The organism is Sinomonas atrocyanea (assembly GCF_030811715.1).
GTDB lineage: Bacteria > Actinomycetota > Actinomycetes > Actinomycetales > Micrococcaceae > Sinomonas > Sinomonas atrocyanea_A.
This window is the reverse complement of record NZ_JAUSRH010000009.1, coordinates 109761-133717: the sequence shown is the minus strand read 5'-3', so window position 1 is coordinate 133717 and position 23957 is coordinate 109761. Positions and strand designations below refer to the sequence as shown.

Genomic DNA, 23957 nt, shown 5'->3' with positions numbered 1-23957 from the left:
GCCGGCCGAGGAATAGAGCCGCGCCCCCGACCCGTTGCCGAGGGGGTGACCGCCCAGCAGCAGACCCCGCCCCAGACCTCCCTCCCCCGATCGCTCGGCCTGCGCCAGCTCATCGGCAACGGCCTCGTGTTCATCGGCCCGGCCGCCCCGGTGGGCATCTTCGGCACCATCTACGCCAAGAGCCAGGGCGCGAGCCTCACCGTGTACATCGTCGCGACCCTCGTCATGGCGCTCACCGCGGTCTCCTATGCCCAGATGTCCGCCGCGGTGCCCCGCGCCGGCTCGGTCTACTCCTACGCCTCGGCAGGCCTGAGCGCCCCAGCGGGCTTCATCGCCGGCTGGATGGTGCTGCTGGACTACCTCCTCATCCCCAGCGTGGCGTTCCTCTTCACCGGCTACGCGCTCCATTCGTTCCTGCCCGCCGTGCCGGCATGGGCCTTCACCGCCCTCGCGGTCCTCGTCACCACGGCGGTGAACCTCGCGGGCGGCAAGACGATCGCCCGGGCCGCGGCCGCCGTCGTCCTCGCCGAGGTCGCGGTCCTCGCCGTCGTGCTCGTGGGAGCGCTCGCGGTGCTCGCCACCTCGGGGGCACGGCAGAGCCTCGCCGCGCCCTTCGCCGGGGTGAGCGGGTTCTCAGCGACGGCGGTCATCGGCACGGTCTCGGTCGCGGCCATGGCGTACCTGGGCTTCGACGCGATCGCGACCTTCGCGGAGGAGACCGCCGGAGCGGCCAAGGTGGTGGGGAAGGCTATGCTCGCGTGCCTCGTGGCCGCCGGCATCCTCTTCTTCCTCCAGAGCTACGTGATCCAGCTCCTCACCACCGCGACGCCGGCCGACCTCGCCGTGGACCCGTCCGCCGAGGGCACCCTGTTCTACGACGTGGTCCGCTCCCAGGTCGCGCCGTGGCTCGCCACGCTGCTGGCGGTCGCCAAGGCGATCGGTGCGAGCTTCGCCGGCATGATGGGCCTGGCGGCCGGCTCCCGCGTGGTCATGACCATGGCGCGCGACGGCCGCTTCCCCCGCGCCTTCTCGCGCGTCGGCGCACGCACCGGCTCGCCCATCCTCGCCACGGCGCTCGTCACCGCGGTCACCCTCGTCCTCGCCGTGTGGGCCGCCTACGAGCCCGACGGACTCGACCTGCTCGCCTCGACCGTCTCGATCGGTGCGCTGAGCGCGTTCCTGCTCCTGCACGCCTCGGTCATCGGCTACTTCGCCGTGCGCCGCCGCAGCACCCGCCGGCTCGTGCACGTGGCCGTCCCCGCGCTCGCGATCGCCGTGCTGGCCGTGATCGTCGCGTTCGCGAACCAGAACGCGCTCCTCGTCGGCGCGGGCTGGCTCGTGGTCGGCGCGGCAGCCGCTGCGGTCCAGTACGCGCGCGGACGACGGCGTGGCCTCGCCCGCTGAGCTCCACTCGCCTTCTCACCCTCCCCGCCAACCGAAGGGAAACCCCATGGCCGACTCCTACACCGCCACCGCGACCCGCACCGGGACCGAGCAGTTCACCGTGTCCACGGGCAGCACGACCGTCGTCTCGGACCCGGGCCTGCGCCCGAGCGAGCTGCTGCTGGCCTCGCTGAGCTCGTGTGTCCTGTGGACGGTGGTGGACTACGCCGAGCGCAACGGGATCGACCTCCCGGGCGAGGTCAGCGTGAGAGTGTCCGGGACCATGGCCAACCGCCCGCGCCGGGTGGGTGAGATCCGCGCCGAGCTCGTGCTCCCGGAGGGCCTCAGCGAGAAGCACCGGGACGCGCTCCTGCGCGCGGGCCAGCACTGCCCCGTCCACGCGACCCTCACCCACTCCCCGGGGCTCACGGTCGCCCTCGGCTGAGCGGCTGCGGGGGCGGCCCTGGACACGGCCGGGGCCCGGGCGCGGGGTGACGGCCTCGCTCGGAAAAGGTAACCCGTCCAATGGCGCCCGATGGGTTGCCTTTCGGCAGGAAATCATCGATTCCCCGTGCCGCTTCGATTGCCTCGGGGCACCGCTGGGCAGGATGGAGGCATGAGTGATGAGACGGAGATGATCCAGCGCGGGATCGGTGTCCTCACGGCTGCCCTGTCCTGGGAGCCGGAAGACCCCGCGGCGACGGAGATGTTCAAGGAGTCCCTCAAGACCCTGGCCCGTGTGGACGACGCGGTCTCGGTGACCTTCAGCGGCGGCTCGCCCGAGCAGGCGGCGGCGCTCCGCGAAGTCCTGCCCCAGGTGATCCGCCAGATCATCGAGGCCCTCGCCCCCGACTACACGCGTCTGGTCCTCGGCATGGCCATCGGGTTCAAGTCCGTGGCCGAGGCCTACCGGCAGGACGCGCCGGACGCGGACGTCGCCGCAATCCTGCAGGCCGCGTCCCTGAACCTTGCCGAGGCCGAGGAGGACGACGAGGACGACGACGGGGACGACTAGCGCCGGGCGTCGAGCCGATCACGCGAGGCGGTGCTGCCGCCTCGGTGCCCGGCGCCGCGCCGGGGCCGACCGCGGCCGCCACTCGGCGCGCAGCAGGATCCCCATGCCCACGAGCATGACCGCCGCGTAGTAGGTCAGGAACCATGAGAAGAACACCCCGAGCCCCACGTGGAACGCGATCGCAGCCATGAGGCCTGCCCGGGTCGGCCAGCCGCCGGAGAGAATGAGGATGCCGGTCACGGCCTCGAACGCGATGAGCAGCCCGATCCAGAGCGTGTAGTCCCCGGGCACCACGGCGCGCCAGGCGTCCGTGACCCACGCGAACTTCGCGTCGTCGGCGAAGTCGGCGTAGGTGACGCCCCGGATCAGGAACGAGGCGTTCACGGCGGCCCCGCCGAGCAGCATGGTCAGGCCCGTCCCCACCCGGCCCACCCATCGGGCCCACGGGAACCAGGCCGCGAGGACGCTGCCGAGGAACGCGGGGACGGCGAAGACGTAGAACACGATCATCTGGACGAGCGGATTCATGGCGATCACTCCCGGACGCTGCGTGCAACCTGGTCTCAGGCTAGGCCGGGCACGGGCCGACGTTCAGAGCCCTTCGCCCCCAGCAGATCCGCGCCGCCGGCCCTAGCCTGAAGGGCATGACGGCGCCAGCACGGCCCGGCGCCCCCGCCTGGGCCTCCCTGTCGTGGACTCCCCTGTACCGGGTTGCGGGGATCGCGGCACTCCTGTTCGTCCTGTGCGATGTGGCCGCGCTGGCGCTCTACGCCGTGGACGCGCCCCCGGTCTCGGGCGGCGACGCGACGCTGCGCTTCATTGCCGGGCACAAGGCCTCCTACATCGCCCAGCAGCTGCTCTGGCTCGTCCCGTCGCTGTTCGGGCTCGTGGTGTTCGCCGCGCTCCTCGTCGCCCTGCTGCCCACGAACCCCAGTCTCGCGGTGCTGGGCTTCACGGTGGGCGCAGCGTCGTGGACGGCGCTGCTCGCAGTGCCCACCTCGAGCGTGGGGACCCTCTCGCTCCTCACCCTCAGCGATGCGTGGTCCGCCGCGGACGACGCCGCGCGGCCGGCTTTCGCTGCTGCTGCGGAGGCGCTCGTGGCGGAGAACAACACCGTCGCCCTCGCCGGCACGCTCACTCCGCTGGGTGTCCTCCTCATCAGCCTGCCCCTGGTCCGCGGCCCGCTCCCCCACTGGATCGGCTGGCTCGGGATCGCCACGGGGGCGCTCGGCGTGGCGAGCGAGGTGCTGCGGTTCGCCGTCACCGCCCTCTACGCGGTCTATGGGCCGCTCCTGTGGGTGTGGATCGCCGCCGTCGGAGTCGCCCTTCTGGGGCTGGCGGGACACAGGGCCCGAAAACCTGTAGAGTGATACAAACACCAGCTGTCAGAAAAGCGGTTGGTCACCGCCCCTCAGATCGAGGGCCCCTCAGACTTTCTTGCCGCAAGGCCTCCGGCCGCCGGGCCGCGGCCCCTCTGGGCCCCCCGCAGCGCGCACCTCGCCTCGCGCATCATTCCCCCACCACCACAGCTGTCCGTGCCGACGTCGTCGGCCGGCAACCGGCCCCTTGCACAGGGGTCACATCCACACAGAAGGAAAGCAACATGGCCACTGGCACCGTGAAATGGTTCAACTCCGAAAAGGGCTTCGGCTTCATCGCGCCTGAGGACGGCACCCCCGACGTCTTCGCCCACTACAGCGCCATCAACTCGAACGGCTACCGCTCCCTCGAAGAGGGCCAGCGCGTCGAGTTCGATTCCGAGCGTGGCCCCAAGGGCCCCCAGGCTGCGAACATCCGCGCCCTCTGATCTGAACGATGCCTGCGGGCGGGCCGCCGCCGGCGCCCGCCCGCAGGCATCGCTTCCACCCCCAGCACTCCCCCCACCTGAAAGTCCCCTGATAGCCACAGTTTCCAGCCCCGCAGTCCCCTCGACTCGTCAGCCCCATGCGGGAACCGAGACGTTCCCGCCGCTGACCAAGGCCTACCTCCACGTGGCGCAGGTGGTGCGCGAGAACGGGCTGCTGCGGCGCACACCGTGGTTCTATTCGCTGCTCGGCGGAGCACTCCTGGCCGTCCTCGGCGGCTTCCTCACGGGCTCCGTCCTCCTCGGCGAGAGCTGGTTCCAGCTCCTCATCGCCGCCGGGCTGGGCATCCTCTTCACCCAAGTCGCCTTCGTGGCCCACGAGGCCGCCCACCGGCAGATCCTCTCCACCGGCCCCGCCAACGACAGGCTCGCCCGCGCCCTCGCCGCCGTCGTCGGCATGAGCTACTCGTGGTGGGACTCGAAGCACTCCCGGCACCACGCCAACCCGAACCGGGTGGGCCGCGACCCGGATATCGAGGTGGACACGATCTCCTTCATCGAGGAGGACGCGTCCCAGGCCCGGGGCCTGCGCAGGCTCGTCACGCGTCACCAGGGCTGGCTGTTCTTCCCCCTGCTGACGCTCGAGGGCCTCAACCTGCACTTCCTGAGCTTCCGGCACCTGTTCTCCCGCGGCCCCGTCCGCGGCCGGTGGACCGAGCTCGGCCTCCTCGCACTGCGGTTCGGCCTCCTGCTGGTCCCCCTCTTCTGGCTGCTCCCCGTCGGCATGGCCTTCGCGTTCCTCGGCGTCCAGCTCGCCGTCTTCGGCGTCTACATGGGCGCCACCTTCGCCCCCAACCACAAGGGGATGCCGGTGATCGCGCGGGACGCGCGGCTCGACTTCTTCAGCAAGCAGGTCCGCACCTCCCGCAACATCTCCGGCGGCTGGTGGGCCACCTGGCTCATGGGCGGCCTGAACTACCAGGTCGAGCACCATCTCTTCCCCAGCATGCCGCGGCCCCATCTGGGCCGGGCGCGCAGGATCGTGCGCGAACAGTGCCGTGCCCTCGCGGTCCCCTACACGGAGACGACCCTCTGGCGCTCCTACGGGATCGTGATCGCCTACCTCAACCGGGTCGGGCTCGCCGCCCGCGACCCGTTCGAGTGCCCCATCACTGCCCAGTACCGGCGCGTGTGATGTCCAGCCCTGCCGTGCGCAGACCGCATTCCAGCGCGGTGCCGACAGTGCAGGCCGTGACATTGCCGCCCGGAACCTGGGCCGGCCCCCGGGAGCACTCCGAGCCATGAGAAGCAACTACATCCGCGGGGCCTCCGTCACCTGCTCGGCCTCGCAGGCTGAGATCCAGGGGATGCTCGCCGCCGCCGGGGCCACCGGGATCCGGTTCGCCTCCGAGCGCGGGAAGACCAGGATCACCTTCCGCTCGGGAGACCACCACTTCCTCCTGGCCCTCCCGGCCGCATCCTCTGATCTGCCCCACGCCCAGGAGGCCGCCAGGCGCGGCTGGCGACAGCTCTCCACGCTCATCCGGGCCAAGCTCGACGCGGTCGACGCAGGGATCACCACCTTCGACGAGGAGTTCCTCGCCTACTTGGTCATGCCCGGGGGCACCACGGTCTTCCGGGCAGTCGCCCCCGGGATCGCGGCGGCCTACGCGGCCGCCGGCCCCGTGCCTCCGGCCGAGCCCGGTGCGCTGCCCGCCGCATCCCCGTAGGCTGGGCGCATGGCCGGCCAGGACGCCCTCGAGGTGGAACGCAAGTACAGCGTCGACGCGCACACGCCCGTTCCCTCCCTCGCCGGCCTCCCCGGCGTCGAACGGGTCGGCGCGCCCCAGACGCGCCTGCTCGATGCCGTGTACTTCGACACCCAGGACTTCGCCCTCGCCCGGCACCGGATCACCCTGCGCCGCCGCACCGGCGGGCCGGACGCCGGCTGGCACCTCAAGCTCCCCGCGGCCTCGGGCGCCCGGCAGGAGCTCCACGAGCCCCTGCGCCTGGACACCGCGACGGTCCCGGACAGGCTCCGAGGGTTGGTGTCCGCCCACATCCGCGGCGCCGACCTCGTGCCGATCGCCCGCCTGTCCACCCGCCGCACCGCCACCGAGCTCTTCGATGCCGCTGACCGGGTCCTCGCCGAGTTCAGCGACGACCACGTCGAGTCGCAGGTCCCGCCCGGCATCGGCCCCGGGCAGCGGTGGCGCGAATGGGAGCTCGAGCTCGTCACGGGGCCGGAGGAGCTGCTCGACGCGGCCGACGAGCTGCTCGCCGCCGCCGGCGTCCACCCTGCCGCGCTCCCCTCCAAGCTCGTCCGCGCCCTCGGGCCCGCGCTCCAGCACCTGACCTCGCAGCCGGCGACGCCCGAGCGGAAGGGGAAGGCCGGCGTCGTGCTCGAGGCCTACCTGCGCCAGCACGCCGAGGCGCTCCTGGCCCACGACCCCGGCGTCCGCCTCGACGCGCCCGACGCCGTGCACCAGCTCCGCGTCAGCGCCCGGCGCATGCGCTCGGCCCTCGCCACGTTCCGGAAGTTCGTCGACGCGGCCGCCGCCAACCGGCTCCGGGACGAGCTCCAGTGGCTCGCCGGAACGGTCGGGCAGGCGCGCGACGTCGAGGTCATGCGCGCGCGCCTGACCGACCTGGCCGGCGGCCAGCCGGCCGCGCTGCTGCTCGGCCCGGTGGTGCGGCGGATCGAGGAGGAGTCAGACTTCCGCTACCGGCAGGCGCACGACGCCGGTCTGGTCGCCTTGGACAGCGAGCGCTACTTCCGCCTCCTGGAATCGCTCGAGAAGTTCCTCGATCAGCCGCCGCTCACCGACCGGGGCCGGAAGACGGCACAGAAGGCCGTGGCCCGGCGCCTCGCCAAGGACGTCGGGCGGCTGCGTGACGCCGTCCGGGCGGCCGAGGACCTCGAGGACGCCGGCTCGGAGGACCCTGCCGCCCTCGACGAGGCCCTCCACGAGGTGCGCAAGAGCGCCAAGCGGCTGCGGTACGCGGGCGAGGCGGCCGAGCCCGTGCTCGGCAAGCGGGCGCGGAGGCTCGCCAAGTCCGCCGAGCGGATCCAGGACACCCTCGGGGAGCTGCAGGACACCGTGGTGAGCCGGGCCCACCTGCTCGAGCTCGCCGCCGCGGCGCAGGCCGACGACGAGAGCGCGTTCAGCTTCGGGCGCCTGCACGCCCTCGAGGAGCAGCGCGCCGCCGAGGCGCGCGCCCGGTTCCGGCGCGACTGGGCCGACTTCCTCGACGACCACTCCTGAGGGAGCCGTCCGAAGGCCTCGGCGACGCCGCCAGCGGGGGCCGCTACGCGCCGTCGAACGCCACGACCTGGCGGATCACCGAGCCGGAGGCGAGCGCGTCCATGCCCTCGTTGATCTCCTCGAGGCCGATCCGGCGCGAGACCAGCCGCTCGAGCGGGAGCCGGCCCTCGCGCCAGAGCCGCTCGAACGCCGGCACGTCCCGCTTGGGCACCGCCGAGCCGAGGTAGCTGCCCACCACGGTCTCGGCCTTCGCGGTCAGCTGCAGCGGCTCGATCTCGGCGGTCGCGCCGGGGGCCGGCAGCCCGACGGTCACGAGCGTCGCGCCGAGGCCGAGCAGCCGGTACGCGGTCTCGAACGCCCTCGGGTGCCCCACGGCCTCGAGGACCACGTCGGCCTGCACGCCCCGCTCGATCGCCTGGGCCGGGGTGAGAGCCTCGGCGGCGCCCCACTCGCGGGCGGTGGCGAGCTTGGCCTCCTGCGCGTCCACCGCCACGACCCGGCACCCCGTGGCGAGCGCCGTGAGCAGCCCGGCCATGCCCACGCCCCCGAGGCCCACCACGGCAACGGTGGTCTCGGGCGTGATCCTGCCCGCGTTCAGCAGCGCCCCGCCACCGGTGAGCACGGCGCAGCCGAGCAGGGCCGAGACGTGCGGCGGGACGTCGTCGCCGACCGGGACCACGGACCGCTCGTCGACCACGGCGTGGGTCGCGAAGCCGGAGACCCCCAGATGGTGCTGGACCGTCTCCCCCGAGCGGCTCAGGCGCCGGGCACCCGTGAGGAGCGTCCCGGCCGTGTTCGCCGCGCTCCCCCGCTCGCACGGCAGCCGGCCCTCGGTGGCGCACGCGGCGCACTCGCCGCAGCGCGGCAGGAAGGTCATCACCACGCGCTGGCCCGGCCGCACGGACTCCACCCCGTCGCCCACCTCCTCCACGATCCCCGCGGCCTCGTGCCCCAGCAGCATGGGGAGGGGGCGGGGCCGGGAGCCGTTGACCACGGACAGGTCCGAGTGGCACAGCCCGGCGGCCTCGATGCGGACCAGCAGCTCGCCGGGGCCGGGGCCCTCCAGCTCGAGCTCGTCCACCGTGATGGGGCGGGAGTCCGCGTAGGGCGGCTCGGCGCCCAGGGTGTTGAGGACGGCGCCGCGGATGGTGCGGGTGGCGGGCATGCGGACTCCTTCGGCCGGGGGTGTGCTGGGGGCAGTCAAGCAGGCCCGGGCGATCAGCCGGCGGCGCCGCGCCCGAGGGCCTCGAGCACCTCGCGGGCCACGGACGCGCTCGACTGGGGGTTCTGCCCCGAGATGAGGTTCCCGTCCACGACCACGTGGTCGCTCCAGGCCGGCGCCGTCTCGACCTCGAGGCCCGCGTCGCGCAGCGCGGACTCGACCCACCAGGGGGTCTTCTCGCCGGTGCCGCCCGTGCGCTCCTCCTCGTTGGTGAAGGCCGTGACCCGGCGCCCGGCGAAGACGTTCGTGCCATCCTCGGCCTTGGCGGCCAGGAGCGCGGCCGGGCCGTGGCAGAAGGGCGCAATGACCGTGCCCGCCGAGTTCGCCGCGGCCAGCACCCGGCCGGTGGGGGCGTCGAAGGCGAGGTCGGTCATGGGGCCGTGGCCTCCGGGGACCACCACGGCGTCGAACTCGGAGACGTCCACCGAGGAGATGGGCACGGCGGCCTCGAGCTCGCCGGAGATCTCGCGGAGGTAGGCCGCGAGCTCGTCGGCCTTCTCCTGGGAGCCGACCTGCTCGGCGTCGAGGCTGACCGCATCGGGCGTGGGGGTCTCGCCCTCCGGCGTCGCGATGACGAGGTCGTGGCCCGCTCGGGTCAGCTCGCGGTGGGCGGTGGCGAGCTCCTCGGCCCAGAAGCCGGTGGGGTGCGGGGTGCCGTCGGCGAGGCGGAGCTCCGTGGCGGCGGTGACGATCATCAGGATCCTGCTCATACTTCCTCCAAGTGCCGATTGCTGGAATGCGGGTGGGTATTACCCAGACGGCGGCCCGGTGACCCACCGGCCCCACTGCCCCGCCGACCCAGAGAGGGACGCTCCCATGGCCCACCACCCGACCACCTTCCTCGGGCGCCTGTTCGCCGCCGGCTTCGGCGCCGTGAAGGCCCTCCGGCCGGACCGCCCCATCCATCCTCAGGGCGTGCTCATGAACGGGACCCTCGAGATCACCGGCGGCACCTCGGGCATCCCCTTCCTCGACACCCCCTCCTCGCGGACGGTGGCGGCGCGCCTGTCCCGCTCGCTCGGCCTGCCGGGGGGCTGGCCGGACATCCTCGGGCTCGCGCTGCGCTTCCCCACGGACGACGGCGCCGCGGACCTCCTGCTCGCCTCCACCGGATGGCGCGTGCCCGGCCGCTTCTTCCTGACCGCGCACCGCACGGCGGGGGCGGCCCGGCTGACCTCGCTCATGCCGTACCGGGGGTCGCGCGGCCCAGTGCTCGTCGGCGCGCGGACGCTCGGACCCGATCCCGGCGCGCCGGGCCGCGTCCGGGACAGCGCGACCTGGACCCTCGCGCTCTCCTGGGCCACGCCGCTGGGCCGGTGGCACCGCTGCGGCGCGCTGCACCTGACGCCCGCGCTCGGGCCCGACGGGGCCGTCCGGGACACCGCGCTCCGCTTCGACCCGCTGCTCAGCCCGCTGCCCACGGCGGGCACGTACGGGTGGACGCGCCGCCTGCGCGAGCACTCGTACCGCAGGGCGCGGTCCTGAGGCGGGGCGCCCTCCGGCGGCCGGGGGCGTGCCGCCCCGGCCGGACCCGTGCGGCCTACTGCTTGAACGCCTCCGCGACGGAGGCCATGTCCTCGTCCCCGTGCCCGGCGGCGATCCCGGCCTCGAAGCGGTCGCGCAGCGCGTCCATGAGCACCGGGCTCACCCCGGCGGCGCGCAGGGCGTCCGCGATGAGGCCGGCATCCTTCGCCGCGCCGGCGAGCGGGAACGCGGGCGGGAACTCGCCGGCGATCATGGCCTTGCCCTTGAGCTGCGCGTAGGGGCTGTCGGTCCCGCCGCCGGCGATCGAGTCGAGGAACAGCTGCGGGTCGATCCCGAGGCCGCGGGCCAGGCTGATCGCCTGCGCCGTCCCGCCCACGAGGGTGAGCACCCAGGAGTTCATCACGAGCTTGAGCCGCTGCCCGTCCCCGGGCTCGTCGCCGACCCACACCGTCTTCGCGCCGACCGCATCGAAGACGGGGGCGACGGCGTCCCGCAGCTCGGGCGCGCATCCCGCCATCACGGTGAGGGTTCCTTCCTCGGCCGGCTGCCGGGTGCCGACCACCGGCGCGTCCACGAAGGCAACGCGCGCGGACCGGGCCTGCTCCGCGAGCCGCTGCGCCCCTTCCACGCCGATCGTGGCGCTCTGCACCCACACGGCGGCGTCCTTCATGGCGGGCAGCGCCTCGGCCATGACGTCCCTGACGGCGTCCTCGTCGAAGAGCATGGTCACGACGATGTCCGCGTCCGCCACCGCTTCCCGGGGGCTCCCGGCGACCCGCGAGACGCTGTCCGCGAGCGCCGCTGCCTTGTCGTGGCTGCGGTTCCAGACCACGACGTCGAAGCCCGCCTTCGCGAGGTTCTTCGCCATGCCTGCGCCCATGATGCCCGTCCCGAGCACTGCTGCCGTGGTTGCCATGAATTCCTCCTGAGTCGCCTCGTCCAACGCTGGTTCTCGTACCCCGGAACCGTCGCGGCCACCCATTGTCCGGGCCCGGGCGGCTGAGCGGGGCCGAAACCTCAGCCCGCGAGCGTGAGGAGGGCGGCGCCGTCGTCCGTCCGGCGGAGGGAGACCTCGGTGAGGTCGGCGGCCCAGTAGGTCGGCGAGTACGACGCCGCGCGCTCGCCGACGCCGAGCACCCTCGCCCCCGCGGCGAGCCCCGCCATGATTCCCGCCTCGGAGTCCTCGAGGACGAGGCACTCCCCCGGGAGGGCGGCGAGCTTCGAGGCGGCGAGGAGGAAGCCCTCCGGGTCCGGCTTGCTCGCCGCGACCATCTCGGCGGTGACGGCCAGCTCCGGGAAGGGCAGGCCCGCGGCTGCCATGCGGCGGCGTGCGAGGTCGTCGTCGGCGGAAGTGACGAGGGCGTGCGGGATGCCGGCGAGCGCGGCGAGGAAGTCCGCGGCGCCCGGGACCGGGACGACCCCGGCCATGTCCTCGCGGGACGCGTCGAGCATGCGCGCCTCGTCGGCCAGGTTCTCGGCGTGCGGCCGGTCGGGCAGCAGCAGGGACATGGTCAGCCACCCCTGCCGGCCGTGGATGAGCGGCTCCACGGCGTCCCAGGCGAGGCCCTGCTCGGCGGCCCACTCCGCCCAGAGCCGCACGACCACGGCGTCGGAGTTCACGAGCGTTCCGTCCATGTCCAGCAGGACGGCGCGGGCGGCGATGGTCTCAAAGGTCATGAATCCTCCTCCTGTAGTGCCCACCGTACATGGCATAATGCGCCTAGTGGTCCTATCTGGATCGAACCACGAGCAGCGAACCACGAGCGAGGAGGCCCCCGTGCCAGCGACTGAGTCCGACGTGCGGGCCGCGGGCGGCGCCATCAACAACTCGAGCGTGCCCAAGCACGAGCAGCTGCGCTCGATCATCCTCAGACTCGCCAAGGAGGAGCTGGCCCCGGGCGACCGGCTGCCCAGCGAACGGGCCCTCATGGACGCCTACGGGGTCTCGCGCATCACCGTCCGCGCCGCGATCGGCCGGCTCGTCACCGAGGGCCACCTCGTGCGCGCGCCGGGCAAGGGCACCTTCGTGGCGGACTCCGCCATCCAGTCCACGCTCCACCTGGCCTCCTTCACCCAGGAGATGGAAGGCCGCGGGCTCACCGCCAGCACCGTGGTGCTCACCGCCGAGGAGGCGGCGGCGCCCGAGGACACCGCCGAGGCGCTCGGCCTCGCCCCGGGGACCGAGGCGATCCACCTCCGCCGCCTGCGCCTGGCCGACGGCCGCCCGGTGAGCGTCGACGACGCGTGGTACCACCCGGCGCACGCCGCCGGCCTGCTGGGCATCGACCTGACCGGCTCGGTGTACAAGGCGCTCGCGACCGAGTTCGGCCACCAGATCGACCGCGCCCGGCAGACCGTCCGCGCCGAGGGGGCGCCCTCGGACATCGGCGTGCTCCTGGGCACCGGGACCGGCGCCCCGATCCTGTTCTTCGACCGCGTCTCCTACTCGGGCGAGCTGCCGATCGAGCACGCCCGCTCGTGGTACCGCTCGGACCGGTACGCGCTCAGCATGGAGGTGCGGCTGTAGGGTCCGGGGCTTCGACTGCGCTCACCCGCCGGGACGGTGCTCAGCCGGCGCGGTGGCGCTCAGCCGGCGCCGTTGACCGAGAACAGCTCGGCCCCCGCCGTGACCTGGCCGGAGGCCAGCACGGTCGCGGTGTCAGGCTTCGTGTCGAGCACGACGACGGGGCTCACCATCGAGTAGCCGGCGGCCACCGCGGCGGCCGGGTCGACGCGCATGACTGGGGCGCCGGCGTCGACCGTGTCCCCTTTGGCGGCGAGCAGCTCGAAGCCCTCGCCCTTGAGCTTCACCGTGTCGATCCCGACGTGGGTGAGGACACCGCGGCCCGAGCCGTCCACCACCACGAACGCGTGGGGCAGGAGCTTGACGATCGTGCCGGCCACCGGGGAGACGACGTCGAATGACTCGCCCGCGGGCGGCTCGACCGCCGCGCCCGAGCCGACCATCTGGGCCGCGAACACGGGGTCGGGCACCTCGGCCAGGGGCATCGAGCGCCCGGCCAGCGGGGCCAGGACCACGAGCGCTCCGGCCATCAGAGGAGGTCCTCGATGTCCTCGGCGAGGGTGTCCGCCTCGGGACCCACGATGACCTGGACCGCGCTGCCGGCTGCGAGCACGCCGTGCGCGCCCGCCGCCTTGAGCGCGGCCTCGTTCACGAGCGAGGCGTCCTTGACCTCGGTGCGCAGGCGCGTGATGCAGGCCTCCACCTCGACGATGTTGGCGGCGCCGCCCAGGCCCGCGACGATCTTCTCTGCCTTCGACATGGCATGTCCTCTCTGACTGTGCTGCTTCGACCAGCGGTGGTGGCCAGTGTGGGCGGGAACGGTGGGCGGGGTCACCCCCTTGACACCCCGCGGTGGCCCGTCTCACACTGAACTGGTCATAACCAGACAGTACCGGCACAGGCCGGATGTCCACAAGACCCCAGACCCGAACCCGCAAAGGTGCATCCCATGTCGACTGACACCTCGGCCCAGGCGCCGGAAAAGAAGCCCAACGTGGTCTTCGCGACCCTGCAGCGCCTCGGCCGCACGCTCATGCTGCCCATCGCGGTCCTGCCCGCCGCGGGAATCCTCCTGCGCCTCGGCCAGGCCGACCTCCTCGGCGCGATCCCGGGCTTCGGCCAGGGCGCATCGGTCATCTCGGCCGCCGGCAACGCCGTCTTCCAGTGGCTCCCGCTCATCTTCGCCGTCGGCATCGCGATCGGCTGGGCGAAGAAGGCCGACGGCTCCACGGCGCTCGCCGCGGTGGTGGGCTACATGGTGATCGACGGCGTGTTCAAGGCCATGTCGCCGATCGTCCTCGCCGGTCAGATGGACCCGACCGGGAAGCCGGCGGTCATCAACTACGGCGTCCTGGCCGGCATCATCGTCGGCCTCTTCTCCGCGACCCTCTGGCAGAGGTTCTACCGGACCAAGCTGCCCGACTTCCTCGGCTTCTTCTCCGGACGCCGCCTCGTGCCCATCCTGACCTCCGTGACCAGCCTCGTGGCCGGTGTGGTGCTCTCCCTGCTCTACCCGATCTTCAACTCGGCCCTGGCGTGGGTGGGCCAGGCCGTTGCCTCGAACTCCGTGGTGGGCGGCGGCGTGTACGGGTTCGCCAACCGCATGCTCATCCCCGCCGGCCTGCACCACATCCTCAACTCCGTGGTGTGGTTCCTCATCGGCGACTACACCGACGCCTCCGGCCACCTCGTCCGCGGCGACCTCAACCGCTTCTTCGCCGGCGACCCCTCCGCGGGCGTATTCATGACCGGCTTCTTCCCGATCATGATGTTCGGCCTGCCGGCCGCGGCCCTGGCGATCTGGCGGCACGCGAAGCCGTCCCAGAAGAAGATCGTCGGCGGCATCATGCTCTCCACCGCGCTCACCGCGTTCCTCACGGGCATCACCGAGCCGCTCGAGTACTCGTTCATGTTCGTCGCGTTCCCTCTCTACATCGTCCACGCCTTCCTCACCGGGACCTCCCTGGCCCTCGTCAACGCGCTCGGCATCCACGACGGCTTCACGTTCTCCGCCGGCCTGATCGACTACATCCTCAACTTCGGCAAGGCCCAGAACGCGTGGCTGCTCATCCCGATCGGCATCGGCTACGGCCTCGTGTACTACTTCCTCTTCTCGTTCGTGATCAAGCGGTGGAACCTGCGCACGCCGGGCCGCGAGGACGACGAGGTCACGGTCGACACCGAGGCGGCCAAGTAGGCATGGAGATCATCGTCCTTCCCGACGCCGACGCCGTGGCGCGCACGGCCGCGGACATCATCGAGGAGCGGGTGCGCCGCGGCCCCTCGGTCCTGGGCCTCGCGACCGGGTCCACCCCGCTGGGCACGTACCGCGAGCTCATCGGACGGCACCGGGACGGCCTGAGCTTCGCGGAGGCCCAGGCGTTCCTGCTCGACGAGTACGTGGGCCTGCCCTCGGCACATCCCGAGTCGTACCGCTCGGTGATCCGGCGCGAGTTCGCCGGGCACGTGGACCTCGCGGCGGACGCCGTCCACGGGCTCGACGGCGAGGCCGCCGACCCGGCCGCCGAGGCCGCCCGCTACGAGGCCTCGATCTCCGCAGCGGGCGGGGTGGACGTCCAGCTGCTCGGCATCGGCACCGACGGGCACATCGGGTTCAACGAGCCCATGAGCTCGCTCGCCTCGCGCACCCGGATCAAGACCCTCACCGAGCAGACGCGGCGGGACAACGCGCGCTTCTTCGCCAGCCCGGACCAGGTCCCCGAGCACGTCCTGACCCAGGGGCTCGGCACCATCCTCGAGGCGCGCCACCTCCTGCTCCTCGGGCTCGGGGAGGCGAAGGCCGCGGCGGTCGCGGCCGCCGTCGAGGGTCCCGTCGCCGCCGTCTGCCCCGCCTCGGCGCTCCAGCTGCACCCCCACGTGACGGTGCTCGTTGACGCGGCCGCGGCCTCGCAGCTCGCACACACGGAGTACTACCAGTACACCTACGGCCGGAAGCCGGCGTGGCAGGGCTTCTGACCGCACCGGGCCTCGAGTTCGCCGTCGAGTCCGCCGCCGGGGCAAGGATCGCGGCCGCAGCGGGCGCCGTGCGCGTGGAGCTGTGCGCGGCGCTGGCCGCGACCGGCGGGATCACGCCCAGCCAGGCCACGATCGAGGCCGCGTGCGATGTGGGGCTGCCCGTGCACGTCCTCGTCCGCCCGCGCCCCGGCGGCTTCGCCTACTCGCCCGAGGAGACGCGGGCCATCGAGCGGGACTGCGTGCTCGCCCTCCGGGCCGGCGCCGCAGGGGTCGTCGTCGGGATGCTGGCGCCCGACGGCGGCCCCGACGCCGAGGCGCTCCGGCGGGTGGCCGGCGTCGTGCGTGGGCAGGGGCCCCGCGCGGAGGTGACGTTCCACCGCGCGTTCGACGCCGCGCTGGCCGCGGGGGCGGACCACGCCAGGGCCCTCGCCCGGCTCGCGGCGGCCGGCGCGGACCGCGTGCTGACCAGCGCCGGCGCCCCGGACTGCGGCCAGGGGCTCCACGGCCTGCGCGATCTCGTGGTGCTGGCGCGCGAGCATGCGCCGGGCCTGCAGATCATGGCGGGTGGCGGCGTGACCGCGGGCCTCGTGCCCGCACTCCTCGAGGCGGGCGTGCACGCGGTGCACGCCTCGGCGCGCGGGGCGCACGGGGCGATCGACCCGGCTGCTGCGGCGGCCATCGCCCGGGCGGTGGCTAACGGGCGGACGCCTCACGCTCCCACGCGTCCACCTCGGCCAGGAGCTCGCGGCGGCGGTCCTCGGGCGCGAAGCTTCCCGTGACGGAGTTGCGCGCCAGCCGGGCCAGATCCGCGGCGCCCAGGCCGAACTGCTCGGCCACGGCGGCGAGGTTCTCCCCCGCGTAGCCGCCGAAGTACGCCGGGTCGTCCGAGTTGACGGTCACGTGCAGGCCTGCGGCGAGCATCGCCGGCAGCGGGTGGTCCGCGAGCGTGTCCACGGCCCGCAGGCGCACGTTGGAGAACGGGCAGACGGTCAGCGGCACGTGGTCCTCGGCGAGGTGGCGCACCAGCTCGGGGTCCTCGAGGGACCGGATGCCGTGGTCGATCCGCTCGGCGCCGAGCTCCCGCAGCGCCTCCCAGACGTAGTCGGCGCCGCCCTCCTCCCCCGCGTGCGCCACCGCGTGCAGGCCGAGCCCGCGGGCCTCGCGGAAGATCGGCGCGAAGGGCCCCACGCGGTGGCCCACCTCGGCCGAGTCCAGGCCCACGCCGAGCAGCTCCTCCGGCCGCTGCTTCGCCTCGGCCCAGACCGCCTCAGCCTCGGCAACCGGCGCGTCGCGGAGGAAGCACAGGATGAGGCCGCCGGTCACGCCCTGGCGTGCGGCGTCGTCGAGCGCGTCCCGCAGCCCGGCCACGACGTCCGCATAGGCGACGCCGCGGGCGGTGTGCGCCTGGGCGTCGAAGAACAGCTCGGCGTGCCGCACGCCCTCGGCCGCGGCCCGGCGGAGGTAGGCGGCGGCGAGGTCGCGGAAGTCCTCCCGGGTGCGCAGCACGTCCATGCACGCGTAGTACAGGTCGAGGAAGGACTGCAGGTCCGCGAACCGGTACGCGGCCCGCAGCTCCTCGACCGAGCCGAACGGGAGCCGCACGCCGTTGCGGGCGGCGAGCTCGAAGGCGAGCTCGGGCTCGAGCGTGCCCTCGATGTGCAGGTGGAGCTCGGCCTTGGGGAGGGTCAGGGCAGGGGACGTCATGCGCACTACCTTCGCATACGCCAGCCGGGCCGGATTCCTTACGGAACCTTTGCGCTTCTGAACATTCACAAGATTGTGAAACCGGCACACACTGCTGCCATGGACACCGTGATCTCCACCGTCGAGCTCCACAAGCACTTCGGCCCCGTGCGCGCCCTCGACGGGCTCAACCTCGAGGTCGCGCGCGGGGAGATCCACGGCTTCCTCGGACCCAACGGCGCCGGGAAGTCGACCACGCTGCGCATCCTCCTCGGGCTCGCGCGCGCCACCTCGGGCACGGCCACGGTCCTCGGCAGGGACCCCTGGACGGACGCGGTCGAGCTGCACCGCAGCATCGCGAGCATCCCCGGGGACGTGAGCATCTGGCCCAACCTCTCCGGCGGCGAGGCGATCGACCTGATCTCCCGGCTCCGCGGCGGCACCGCGGACCACGCGAGGTACAGGGCGCGCAAGAAGGAGCTGTGCGAGACCTTCGACTTCGACCCCACCAAGAAGGGCCGCGCCTACTCCAAGGGCAACCGCCAGAAGGTGGCCCTCATCGCCGCCCTCGCGACCGACGCCGAGCTGTACCTCTTCGACGAGCCCACGAGCGGCCTGGACCCGCTCATGGAGGCCGTCTTCACCCGTGAGGTCCGCGCGCTCGCCCAGAACGGCGCCACCGTGCTCCTCTCGAGCCACATCCTCTCCGAGGTCGAGCGGCTCGCCGACAGGGTGAGCATCATCCGCTCCGGGAAGATCGTCGACGGCGGCACGCTCGAGGCGCTGCGCCACCTCACCCGCACCGAGATCTCCTTCTCCGCCGGATCTCCGGGCACGGCCAGCCACATCGACACCGCGGCGCTCGGGCTCCGCCCCGAGGTCCACGACCTCACCGTGGCAGACGGCCGGGTCAAGTTCGGCGCCGACTCCGACCACGTCGCCGAGGTCCTGCCACTCCTGGGCAGCCTGGGCGTGCAGAGCCTGCTCGTTTCGCCGGCCTCGCTCGAGGAGCTCTTCCTGCGGCACTACGGCGACACGGTCGCCCCGCAGGAGAACGGCAAGCACGACGGCGGCCGCCGCGCCCGGCGCCACCGCTCCACGACCGGCGCGGGGGCCTGAGATGCGCACCTTCCTCATGCTCTACCGGCAGCGGCTGCGCCGGGACCGCTGGCAGCTCGTGAGCTGGGCGATCGGCACCGGCGCCATGGCCGTCTTCGCCGTGGCCGCCGTCGCCAAGACCTACGGCAGCTTCACCGAACAGGAAGACATCCTCAAGGTGGCGCTCGCGACCCCGGTGATCCTCATCTTCCGCGGCCTGGCCCGCGGGCCAGGGCTCGGTGCGTTCACGTTCTTCGAGATCTACACCTTCCTCGCAATGCTCACCGGCTGGATGAGCACGTTCATGGCGGTCCGGCACTCCCGCGCCGAGGAGGAGGCCGGGCGCTCCGAGCTGGTCTCGGCGACGCCGGCCGGGCGGATGCTCCCCCTCGCCGCGACGGTGCTGCACGGCATCGTGGCGAACATCCTGGCCGCGGCCGCGATCGCCCTCGCCTTCGTCGCCGCGGGCCTCGACCCGGCGGGCTCGGTCCTCAGCGGGGCCGCCGCGGGCGCCGTGGGGATCTGCTTCCTCGGTGTCGGGCTGCTCGCCGGGGAGTTCATGAGCACCCCGCGCGGGGCGAACGCGGTCTCGGCCTCGCTCGTGCTCGTTGCCTACCTGCTGCGCGGGTTCGGCGACGCCGCCGGCACCCCCGGCGCCGACGGCATGTCGATGACGGCGGGCTGGCCGAGCTGGATCTCCCCCATCGGGTGGGGGCAGCAGACGTACGCGTTCACCGGAGACCGCTGGTGGCCGCTCGTGCTGCCGCTGGCGCTCGGGGCCGTGTGCATCGCGGCCACGGCGCTGATCATGGACCGACGCGACGTCGGCGCCGCGCTCCTAGCCGGGCGCAGCGGCCGGGCGGACGCGCGCGGAATCCTCAGCGGCTCCTTCGCACTGGCCGCGCGGCTGCAGATGGGATCCATCATCGGCTGGTGCATCGGGGGTCTCGCCACCGGGCTCCTGACCGGCGGCCTCGGCTCGGCCGTCAACTCGATCACCAGTGCGAACCCGGACACGACCACGGCGCTGCGCAAGATGCTCGAGGCCGAGGGCGCCTCGACCTCCCAGCTCCTGATCTCGGTCTTCTTCCTCCTCGCCGGCGTCCTCGCGGCGGCATGCGCCCTCCAGGCGGTGATCCGCGCCCGCCAGGAGGAGGCCGGCGGCACGGGGGCCTGGCTCGTGTCCCAGCCGCTCGGACGCATCCGGTGGTTCGCGGACTACCTCGCCCTCGGCACCCTCACGATCGTCGCCGTGCTGCTCCTGACAGCGCTCGGCGCGTGGGTCTCGCTCCTCGCCTCCGGGGACACTTCCTCGGCCGTGGGGGACGTGTGGATGACCGCGATCGACCAGATCCCGGCCGCGCTGGTCTTCCTGTCCCTGCCCGCGCTCGTGTTCGTGGTCTGGCCGCCGGCCACCATCCCGGCCGCCTGGACCCTCCTGGGCGCCGCCGTGCTGCTCGGCGTGTTCGGGGGCCTCATCGGGGTCGACAAGTCCCTCCAGGACCTCTCGCCGTTCGCGCACACCCCGGTGCCGGGCCCCGGGGGCACCGACTGGACCGGCGGGTTCTGGATGCTCGGCCTCTCCGTCGTGGCCGTGGCGGCGGCGCTCGCGCTCATGCGGCGGCGCGAGGTCGGGTCCGCGTGAGCGTCCAGCCGCAGCAGCGCCGCCTGCCCGACGCGGCCGAGGCCTCCGCGGCCGTCATGGCCGCCGCCGGCTTCCCCAAGATGCCCGCGCGGGCCCTGCTGGCCCTCGTGGCCTCCGAGGACGGCGCGCTGACCGCTGCGGAGCTCGCCCAGGCCCTCGGCGCGAGCGCGGCCGCGGTCTCCGGCGCCGTCCGCTACCTGCAGACGGTCGGGTTCGTCCACCGGGTCTCGCAGCCGGGCAGCCGCCGCGACCGGTACGCCCTCCCGGAGGACCCGTGGTACGTGGCCACGCTGCGGCAGAACCCCGTGTACGAGCGGCTCGCGGGGCTCGCGGCCGCGCTGGCGGACGAGCTCCCCGACGGCCCGGCCCGGGCCCGGGCGCAGGAGACGGCGGACTTCTACCGCTTCCTGACCCGCCGGATGCCCGGGCTCCTCGACGAGTGGGAGGCGGAGCGGCGGGCATAGGCGCCCGGGGCGGCTTCGGACACGGAAGTGGGAGGAAGGGCCCGGCCGTGGCAAGGTGGGACGTGGTCTTGAGCCCACCGGCAAGAAGGAGCAGCGCATGTCACGCATCGCCATCATCGGAGGCCACGGCAAGGTGGCCCTCCTCCTCGCACCCCTGCTCGTCCAGCGCGGGGACGAGGTCACCTCGATCGTCCGCAACCCCGAGCACGTGGCCGACGTCGAGGCGACGGGCGCCACGGCCGTCGTCGCGGACGTCGAGTCGCTCGACGAGAAGGGCCTGGCCGAGATCCTCGCCGGGCACAACGCCGTCGTGTGGTCCGCCGGCGCCGGCGGGGGCAGCCCCGAGCGCACCCGCGCCGTGGACCGCGACGCCGCGATCCGCTCCATGCGCGCCGCCTCGGCCGCGGACGTGCCGCGCTACATCATGGTCTCCTACCTCGGCGCCGGGCCCGACCACGGCGTCCCGGAGTCGAACCCGTTCTTCCACTACGCCGAGGCCAAGGCCGCGGCGGACGAGCACCTGCGCGGGACGTCGCTGGACTGGACCATCCTCGGCCCCTCGACGCTCACCTCCGATCCCGGCACCGGCAGGATCGAGCTCGCGGACCCCTCCGACTCGCGCAGCGTGAGCCGGGCCGACGTCGCCGCGGTCGCCGCCGCCGCGCTGCGCGAGCCGCGCACGGTGCGCCAGTTCGTCGGGTTCAACCAGGGACAGACCACCATCGAGGACGCCCTCGGCTCGCTCTGACCGGCAGAACGGGCCGCTTCGCGCGGCCCACGCACGGCGCCGGGTACGGTGGCCACATCAGGTCATCCTTGAGGAGGGGCACAACATGACTGGACCGATCGTGGTCGGCGTGGACGGCAGCGAGACCGCCGAGCGCGCCGCCGCGCAGGCCAAGCAGCTCGCCATCGCGCTGGGGGCGCGGCTGCACATCGTCTCCGCGTTCGACTCCGACCGCACCGAGGTCCTCGGCAGCGGCAGCGACACGTGGATCGTCTCGGACGCGGACACGACCGTGGCGATCGCGAAGGAGACGGCCCGCGCGCTCGAGGCGCCGGGCCTGACGGTCACGTACGCCGCGGCGCGCGGCAAGCCGGCCGAGGCGATCGTCGCCGAGGCGGAGCGGCTCGACGCGCAGATGATCGTGGTCGGCAACCGCGGGATGCAGGGCCTCGGACGCCTGCTGGGCAGCGTCGCCAACAAGGTGGCGCACACCGCCCCGTGCGACGTCTACATCGTCAAGACCGTCGGCAGCTAGCCTGCCGCGCACGACGGCGGGTGGCCGGGCCGCGCTGGCCGGCCACCCGCCGTCGTACGTGGGGTTTGCCCGTGCCGAGGCTCAGTCCACGGCGGGCTCGGCCTCGACCGCGACCGCCTCCGGGACGGCGGCGGCCGCCCCGGCGCGCGCGGGCCGCGCCGCCCAGTAGTACGCGGCCGCAGACAGGACCACCCCGATCGGCCACGAGAACGGCGCGACGTCCGCGAACGCCGGCACGAGGGCGAGGACCGCGGCAAGCGCCGCGGTCGGGACGAAGACCCCGATCGCCTTCGGGTTCACCCCGCGGCGGAAGAAGTGCTGTCCGTGCTCGTCGGCCCGGTAGAGCTCGCGGATGTCGACGTGTCCGCGCCGGATGAGGTAGTAGTCCGCGGCCATGATCCCGAACAGGGGACCGAGGAAGGCTCCGAGGCCGCCGAGGAAGTAGTTCACCACCACGGGGTTCGAGTAGAGGTTCCACGGCATCACGAGCAGTGCCAGGACGGCGCTGATCATGCCTCCGCGCTTGAACGTGATGTGCTTCGGCCAGACGTTCGCGAGGTCATAGGCCGGCGAAACGAAGTTCAGCACCACGTTGACGCCGATGGTGGCCACGATGAACATGACCGCGCCGACCACGAGGACTGCCGTGTCAGGCACCTTGGCGATGATGAGGGCGGGATCGGTGATGGCCTGGCCGAACACCACGACGGTGCCGATGGTCATGGTGATGCTGATGGCCGCGAAGGCTGCGAAGTTGACGGGGATTCCCCAGAAGTTGCCGCGGACCACGGCCTTGCGCGAGGTGGCGAAGCGGGTGAAGTCGCAGTAGTTCAGCAGCATCGTGGCGTAGGTGGCGACGAGGAGGAACGCCCCGGTGAAGACGCCTCGGAAGGCCTCCCCGCCCGGCAGGGGATGGATGGAGAGGTCCATCGGGATGTTCCAGCCGGCGAGGGCGAAGAGCCACAGCGCCATGGCGAGCATGACGAGCCAGATGATGGGGCCCGCCCAGTCCTGGAATCTCCGCACGGCGTCCATGCCCCGCGTGATGACGAGCAGCTGGAGCACCCAGAGGAGGAGGAAGCAGGCCCAGCCCAGCAGTGAGAGCCCGAGGAAGGACTGCTCCTGGTACTCCTGGAGGGCCGGGTCGATCCGCAGAAGGAGGACCACCACCGCCATCGAGGCGAGGTAGGTCTGGATTCCGTACCAGCAGATGGCGATCACGGCCCTGATGAGGGCGGGGAGGTTGGCTCCCCAGATGCCGAAGCTGATCCGTGCCATCACGGGGAAAGGCACGCCCGTCTGCTGGCCCATGCGGCCGGCCCAGTTCATCCCGACGAACAGGATCCCTGTGCCGATGAGGATCGAGGCCAGCACCTGCCAGCCGTTGAGTCCGAGCACGAAGAGGCCCGCGACGAAGGTGTAGGTGCCGATGTTGTGGATCGCCGACATCCACACGGCGAAGAAGTTGTAGGCCTTCCACTTCCGCTCGCTGGCGGGGGCAAGGTCTTCGTTGTACAGCCGCCCGGACGGGTCCAGCTGCTGCAGTGACGGCTCACCGCTCATGGTGACTCCTAGGTCAGAACTAGCAAGGGAGGCGCGCAACTGGGGACCGGGAGCAGACGGGTGGCCCGTTCCTGTGGGATCCCTTTTTGGGATACCTTTTTGGGATCCCAAGGAGATTTTGGATGTGATGCGCACCACTGTCAAGGTCTTCTGGGCGGTGTTACGCGCCGGGCTCCCGGTCCGTGAGGGTCCACGTGATAGTGGTTGAGGCATGCAGACGTGGGAGAACGACTATGAACGCGTGGTGGCCTCGCAGCCGGTGACCGAATCCGACCGCAACTCCGAAGTCCTGAGGATCCCGGGCAGCGCGCTCGCAGCGTTCCCGACCGCGCCCGCGGTCGTCACGGTCTCGGTCAACGGCGCCGAGCGCTCCGTCCTGTGGAGCCCGCGCAGCGACGAGCGGCGCTCGGGGACGCTCGCGGTGGGGCTCGACGTCATGTCCGTGCTCCCCGTGCGCGAGCCGGTGCGCATCGGGGTCCGCGGGGACGTTTTCGTCCTCTGCCCCGAGTCCGCGGCCGCCTGAGCCATAAAGATCCCGTAAAACACTGGGTCTGAGGGCCCTGGGAC

General features: G+C 72.8%; 28 protein-coding genes. 19 read left to right on the top strand and 9 right to left on the bottom strand.

What is annotated here, in order from left to right; genetic code table 11:
* Window positions 1-45: 45 nt before the first annotated feature.
* From J2W21_RS14310 to J2W21_RS14300, 3 genes are all read left to right on the top strand, one after another.
* Entirely contained in the window at window positions 46-1404 is a 1359-nt protein-coding gene (locus tag J2W21_RS14310) for an APC family permease (RefSeq protein ID WP_307115177.1), read from the top strand.
* Window positions 1405-1450: 46 nt separating this feature from the next.
* Window positions 1451-1828, top strand: a complete 378-nt coding sequence (locus J2W21_RS14305; RefSeq protein WP_307115176.1) for an OsmC family protein — start codon at window positions 1451-1453, stop codon at window positions 1826-1828.
* A gap of 171 nt (window positions 1829-1999) precedes the next feature.
* Window positions 2000-2398 carry a hypothetical protein gene (locus J2W21_RS14300; RefSeq protein WP_307115175.1) on the top strand — a complete coding sequence of 133 codons (399 nt, stop codon included), beginning with the start codon at window positions 2000-2002 and terminating at the stop codon, window positions 2396-2398.
* 18 nt (window positions 2399-2416) lie between these two features.
* Here J2W21_RS14300 and J2W21_RS14295 read toward each other — a convergent pair whose 3' ends face one another.
* On the bottom strand, window positions 2417-2935 hold the full coding sequence (locus tag J2W21_RS14295; protein ID WP_307115174.1) for a hypothetical protein: 519 nt from the start codon (window positions 2933-2935) through the stop codon (window positions 2417-2419).
* A 107-nt stretch (window positions 2936-3042) separates the two neighbouring features.
* Between J2W21_RS14295 and J2W21_RS14290 the strand changes: the two genes are divergently transcribed.
* The 5 genes from J2W21_RS14290 to J2W21_RS14270 all read left to right on the top strand — a co-directional run bounded on the left by J2W21_RS14290 (window position 3043) and on the right by J2W21_RS14270 (window position 7468).
* On the top strand, window positions 3043-3768 hold the full coding sequence (locus J2W21_RS14290) for a DUF4386 family protein (protein WP_307115173.1): 726 nt from the start codon (window positions 3043-3045) through the stop codon (window positions 3766-3768).
* Between the two features lie 233 nt (window positions 3769-4001).
* On the top strand, window positions 4002-4205 hold the full coding sequence (locus J2W21_RS14285) for a cold-shock protein (protein ID WP_307115172.1): 204 nt from the start codon (window positions 4002-4004) through the stop codon (window positions 4203-4205).
* A gap of 88 nt (window positions 4206-4293) precedes the next feature.
* The gene (locus J2W21_RS14280; RefSeq protein WP_373423113.1) at window positions 4294-5397 is read left to right on the top strand and encodes a fatty acid desaturase family protein; all 1104 of its coding nucleotides are present in this window, start codon (window positions 4294-4296) and stop codon (window positions 5395-5397) included.
* A gap of 106 nt (window positions 5398-5503) precedes the next feature.
* Window positions 5504-5932: a hypothetical protein gene (locus J2W21_RS14275; protein ID WP_307115171.1), complete on the top strand. Its 429-nt coding sequence runs from the start codon at window positions 5504-5506 to the stop codon at window positions 5930-5932.
* Between the two features lie 9 nt (window positions 5933-5941).
* Window positions 5942-7468, top strand: a complete 1527-nt coding sequence (locus tag J2W21_RS14270; RefSeq protein ID WP_307115170.1) for a CYTH and CHAD domain-containing protein — start codon at window positions 5942-5944, stop codon at window positions 7466-7468.
* A 43-nt stretch (window positions 7469-7511) separates the two neighbouring features.
* Here the strand turns inward: J2W21_RS14270 and J2W21_RS14265 are convergent, their stop codons facing one another.
* The gene (locus J2W21_RS14265) at window positions 7512-8633 is read right to left on the bottom strand and encodes an alcohol dehydrogenase catalytic domain-containing protein (protein ID WP_307115169.1); all 1122 of its coding nucleotides are present in this window, start codon (window positions 8631-8633) and stop codon (window positions 7512-7514) included.
* A 53-nt stretch (window positions 8634-8686) separates the two neighbouring features.
* Window positions 8687-9400, bottom strand: coding sequence for a type 1 glutamine amidotransferase domain-containing protein (locus J2W21_RS14260; RefSeq protein ID WP_307115168.1), 714 nt, complete (start codon window positions 9398-9400; stop codon window positions 8687-8689).
* Window positions 9401-9506: 106 nt separating this feature from the next.
* Between J2W21_RS14260 and J2W21_RS14255 the strand changes: the two genes are divergently transcribed.
* Window positions 9507-10175 (top strand): hypothetical protein, encoded by a 669-nt coding sequence (locus tag J2W21_RS14255; protein WP_307115167.1) that lies wholly within the window; start codon window positions 9507-9509, stop codon window positions 10173-10175.
* A 55-nt stretch (window positions 10176-10230) separates the two neighbouring features.
* Here J2W21_RS14255 and J2W21_RS14250 read toward each other — a convergent pair whose 3' ends face one another.
* Together J2W21_RS14250 and J2W21_RS14245 are read right to left on the bottom strand one after the other, a co-directional pair.
* Window positions 10231-11157, bottom strand: coding sequence for an NAD(P)-dependent oxidoreductase (locus J2W21_RS14250; protein ID WP_307115166.1), 927 nt, complete (start codon window positions 11155-11157; stop codon window positions 10231-10233).
* 35 nt (window positions 11158-11192) lie between these two features.
* A complete protein-coding gene (locus J2W21_RS14245) occupies window positions 11193-11852 on the bottom strand; it encodes an HAD-IA family hydrolase (protein ID WP_307115165.1) in 660 nt (219 codons plus the stop codon).
* Between the two features lie 100 nt (window positions 11853-11952).
* Here J2W21_RS14245 and J2W21_RS14240 point away from each other — a divergent pair, with 100 nt between their 5' ends.
* The gene (locus J2W21_RS14240) at window positions 11953-12702 is read left to right on the top strand and encodes a GntR family transcriptional regulator (RefSeq protein WP_307115164.1); all 750 of its coding nucleotides are present in this window, start codon (window positions 11953-11955) and stop codon (window positions 12700-12702) included.
* 59 nt (window positions 12703-12761) lie between these two features.
* On the opposite strand, the gene J2W21_RS14235 is transcribed toward J2W21_RS14240, so the two are convergent.
* Both J2W21_RS14235 and J2W21_RS14230 read right to left on the bottom strand, forming a co-directional pair.
* Complete coding sequence (locus tag J2W21_RS14235) at window positions 12762-13229, bottom strand: PTS sugar transporter subunit IIA (protein ID WP_307115163.1); 468 nt, start codon at window positions 13227-13229, stop codon at window positions 12762-12764.
* Window positions 13229-13534 carry a PTS glucose/sucrose transporter subunit IIB gene (locus J2W21_RS14230; protein ID WP_307115162.1) on the bottom strand — a complete coding sequence of 102 codons (306 nt, stop codon included), beginning with the start codon at window positions 13532-13534 and terminating at the stop codon, window positions 13229-13231. Before J2W21_RS14230 ends, J2W21_RS14235 begins: the two co-directional genes overlap by 1 nt.
* Before the next feature lie 114 nt (window positions 13535-13648).
* On the opposite strand from J2W21_RS14230, the gene J2W21_RS14225 reads away from it, so the two are divergent.
* Genes J2W21_RS14225 through J2W21_RS14215 form a run of 3 tightly spaced genes read left to right on the top strand, consistent with a single transcriptional unit; the run spans window position 13649 to window position 16454 of the window.
* A complete protein-coding gene (locus J2W21_RS14225) occupies window positions 13649-14896 on the top strand; it encodes a PTS transporter subunit EIIC (RefSeq protein WP_307115161.1) in 1248 nt (415 codons plus the stop codon).
* A 2-nt stretch (window positions 14897-14898) separates the two neighbouring features.
* Window positions 14899-15675, top strand: coding sequence for a glucosamine-6-phosphate deaminase (nagB, locus tag J2W21_RS14220; RefSeq protein WP_307115160.1), 777 nt, complete (start codon window positions 14899-14901; stop codon window positions 15673-15675).
* Complete coding sequence (locus J2W21_RS14215; protein WP_307115159.1) at window positions 15660-16454, top strand: copper homeostasis protein CutC; 795 nt, start codon at window positions 15660-15662, stop codon at window positions 16452-16454. The genes nagB and J2W21_RS14215 overlap by 16 nt, the downstream gene beginning before the upstream one ends.
* Here J2W21_RS14215 and J2W21_RS14210 read toward each other — a convergent pair.
* Window positions 16369-17379 (bottom strand): adenosine deaminase, encoded by a 1011-nt coding sequence (locus J2W21_RS14210; RefSeq protein WP_307115158.1) that lies wholly within the window; start codon window positions 17377-17379, stop codon window positions 16369-16371. The genes J2W21_RS14215 and J2W21_RS14210 overlap by 86 nt on opposite strands.
* Before the next feature lie 99 nt (window positions 17380-17478).
* On the opposite strand from J2W21_RS14210, the gene J2W21_RS14205 reads away from it, so the two are divergent.
* From J2W21_RS14205 to J2W21_RS14185, 5 genes are all read left to right on the top strand, one after another.
* Window positions 17479-18477, top strand: a complete 999-nt coding sequence (locus J2W21_RS14205; protein ID WP_307115157.1) for an ABC transporter ATP-binding protein — start codon at window positions 17479-17481, stop codon at window positions 18475-18477.
* Between the two features lies 1 nt (window position 18478).
* Entirely contained in the window at window positions 18479-20101 is a 1623-nt protein-coding gene (locus tag J2W21_RS14200) for an ABC transporter permease (RefSeq protein WP_307115156.1), read from the top strand.
* Window positions 20098-20565 carry a GbsR/MarR family transcriptional regulator gene (locus J2W21_RS14195; protein ID WP_307115155.1) on the top strand — a complete coding sequence of 156 codons (468 nt, stop codon included), beginning with the start codon at window positions 20098-20100 and terminating at the stop codon, window positions 20563-20565. Before J2W21_RS14200 ends, J2W21_RS14195 begins: the two co-directional genes overlap by 4 nt.
* 97 nt (window positions 20566-20662) lie before the next feature.
* Window positions 20663-21313 carry an NAD(P)-dependent oxidoreductase gene (locus J2W21_RS14190; RefSeq protein WP_307115154.1) on the top strand — a complete coding sequence of 217 codons (651 nt, stop codon included), beginning with the start codon at window positions 20663-20665 and terminating at the stop codon, window positions 21311-21313.
* 85 nt (window positions 21314-21398) lie between these two features.
* Window positions 21399-21827: a universal stress protein gene (locus J2W21_RS14185; protein WP_307115153.1), complete on the top strand. Its 429-nt coding sequence runs from the start codon at window positions 21399-21401 to the stop codon at window positions 21825-21827.
* A gap of 81 nt (window positions 21828-21908) precedes the next feature.
* Here the strand turns inward: J2W21_RS14185 and J2W21_RS14180 are convergent, their stop codons facing one another.
* A complete protein-coding gene (locus tag J2W21_RS14180) occupies window positions 21909-23390 on the bottom strand; it encodes an NCS1 family nucleobase:cation symporter-1 (protein WP_307115152.1) in 1482 nt (493 codons plus the stop codon).
* A gap of 211 nt (window positions 23391-23601) precedes the next feature.
* Here J2W21_RS14180 and J2W21_RS14175 point away from each other — a divergent pair, with 211 nt between their 5' ends.
* Window positions 23602-23913 carry a hypothetical protein gene (locus J2W21_RS14175; RefSeq protein ID WP_307115151.1) on the top strand — a complete coding sequence of 104 codons (312 nt, stop codon included), beginning with the start codon at window positions 23602-23604 and terminating at the stop codon, window positions 23911-23913.
* The last annotated feature ends 44 nt before the right edge of the window (window positions 23914-23957 follow it).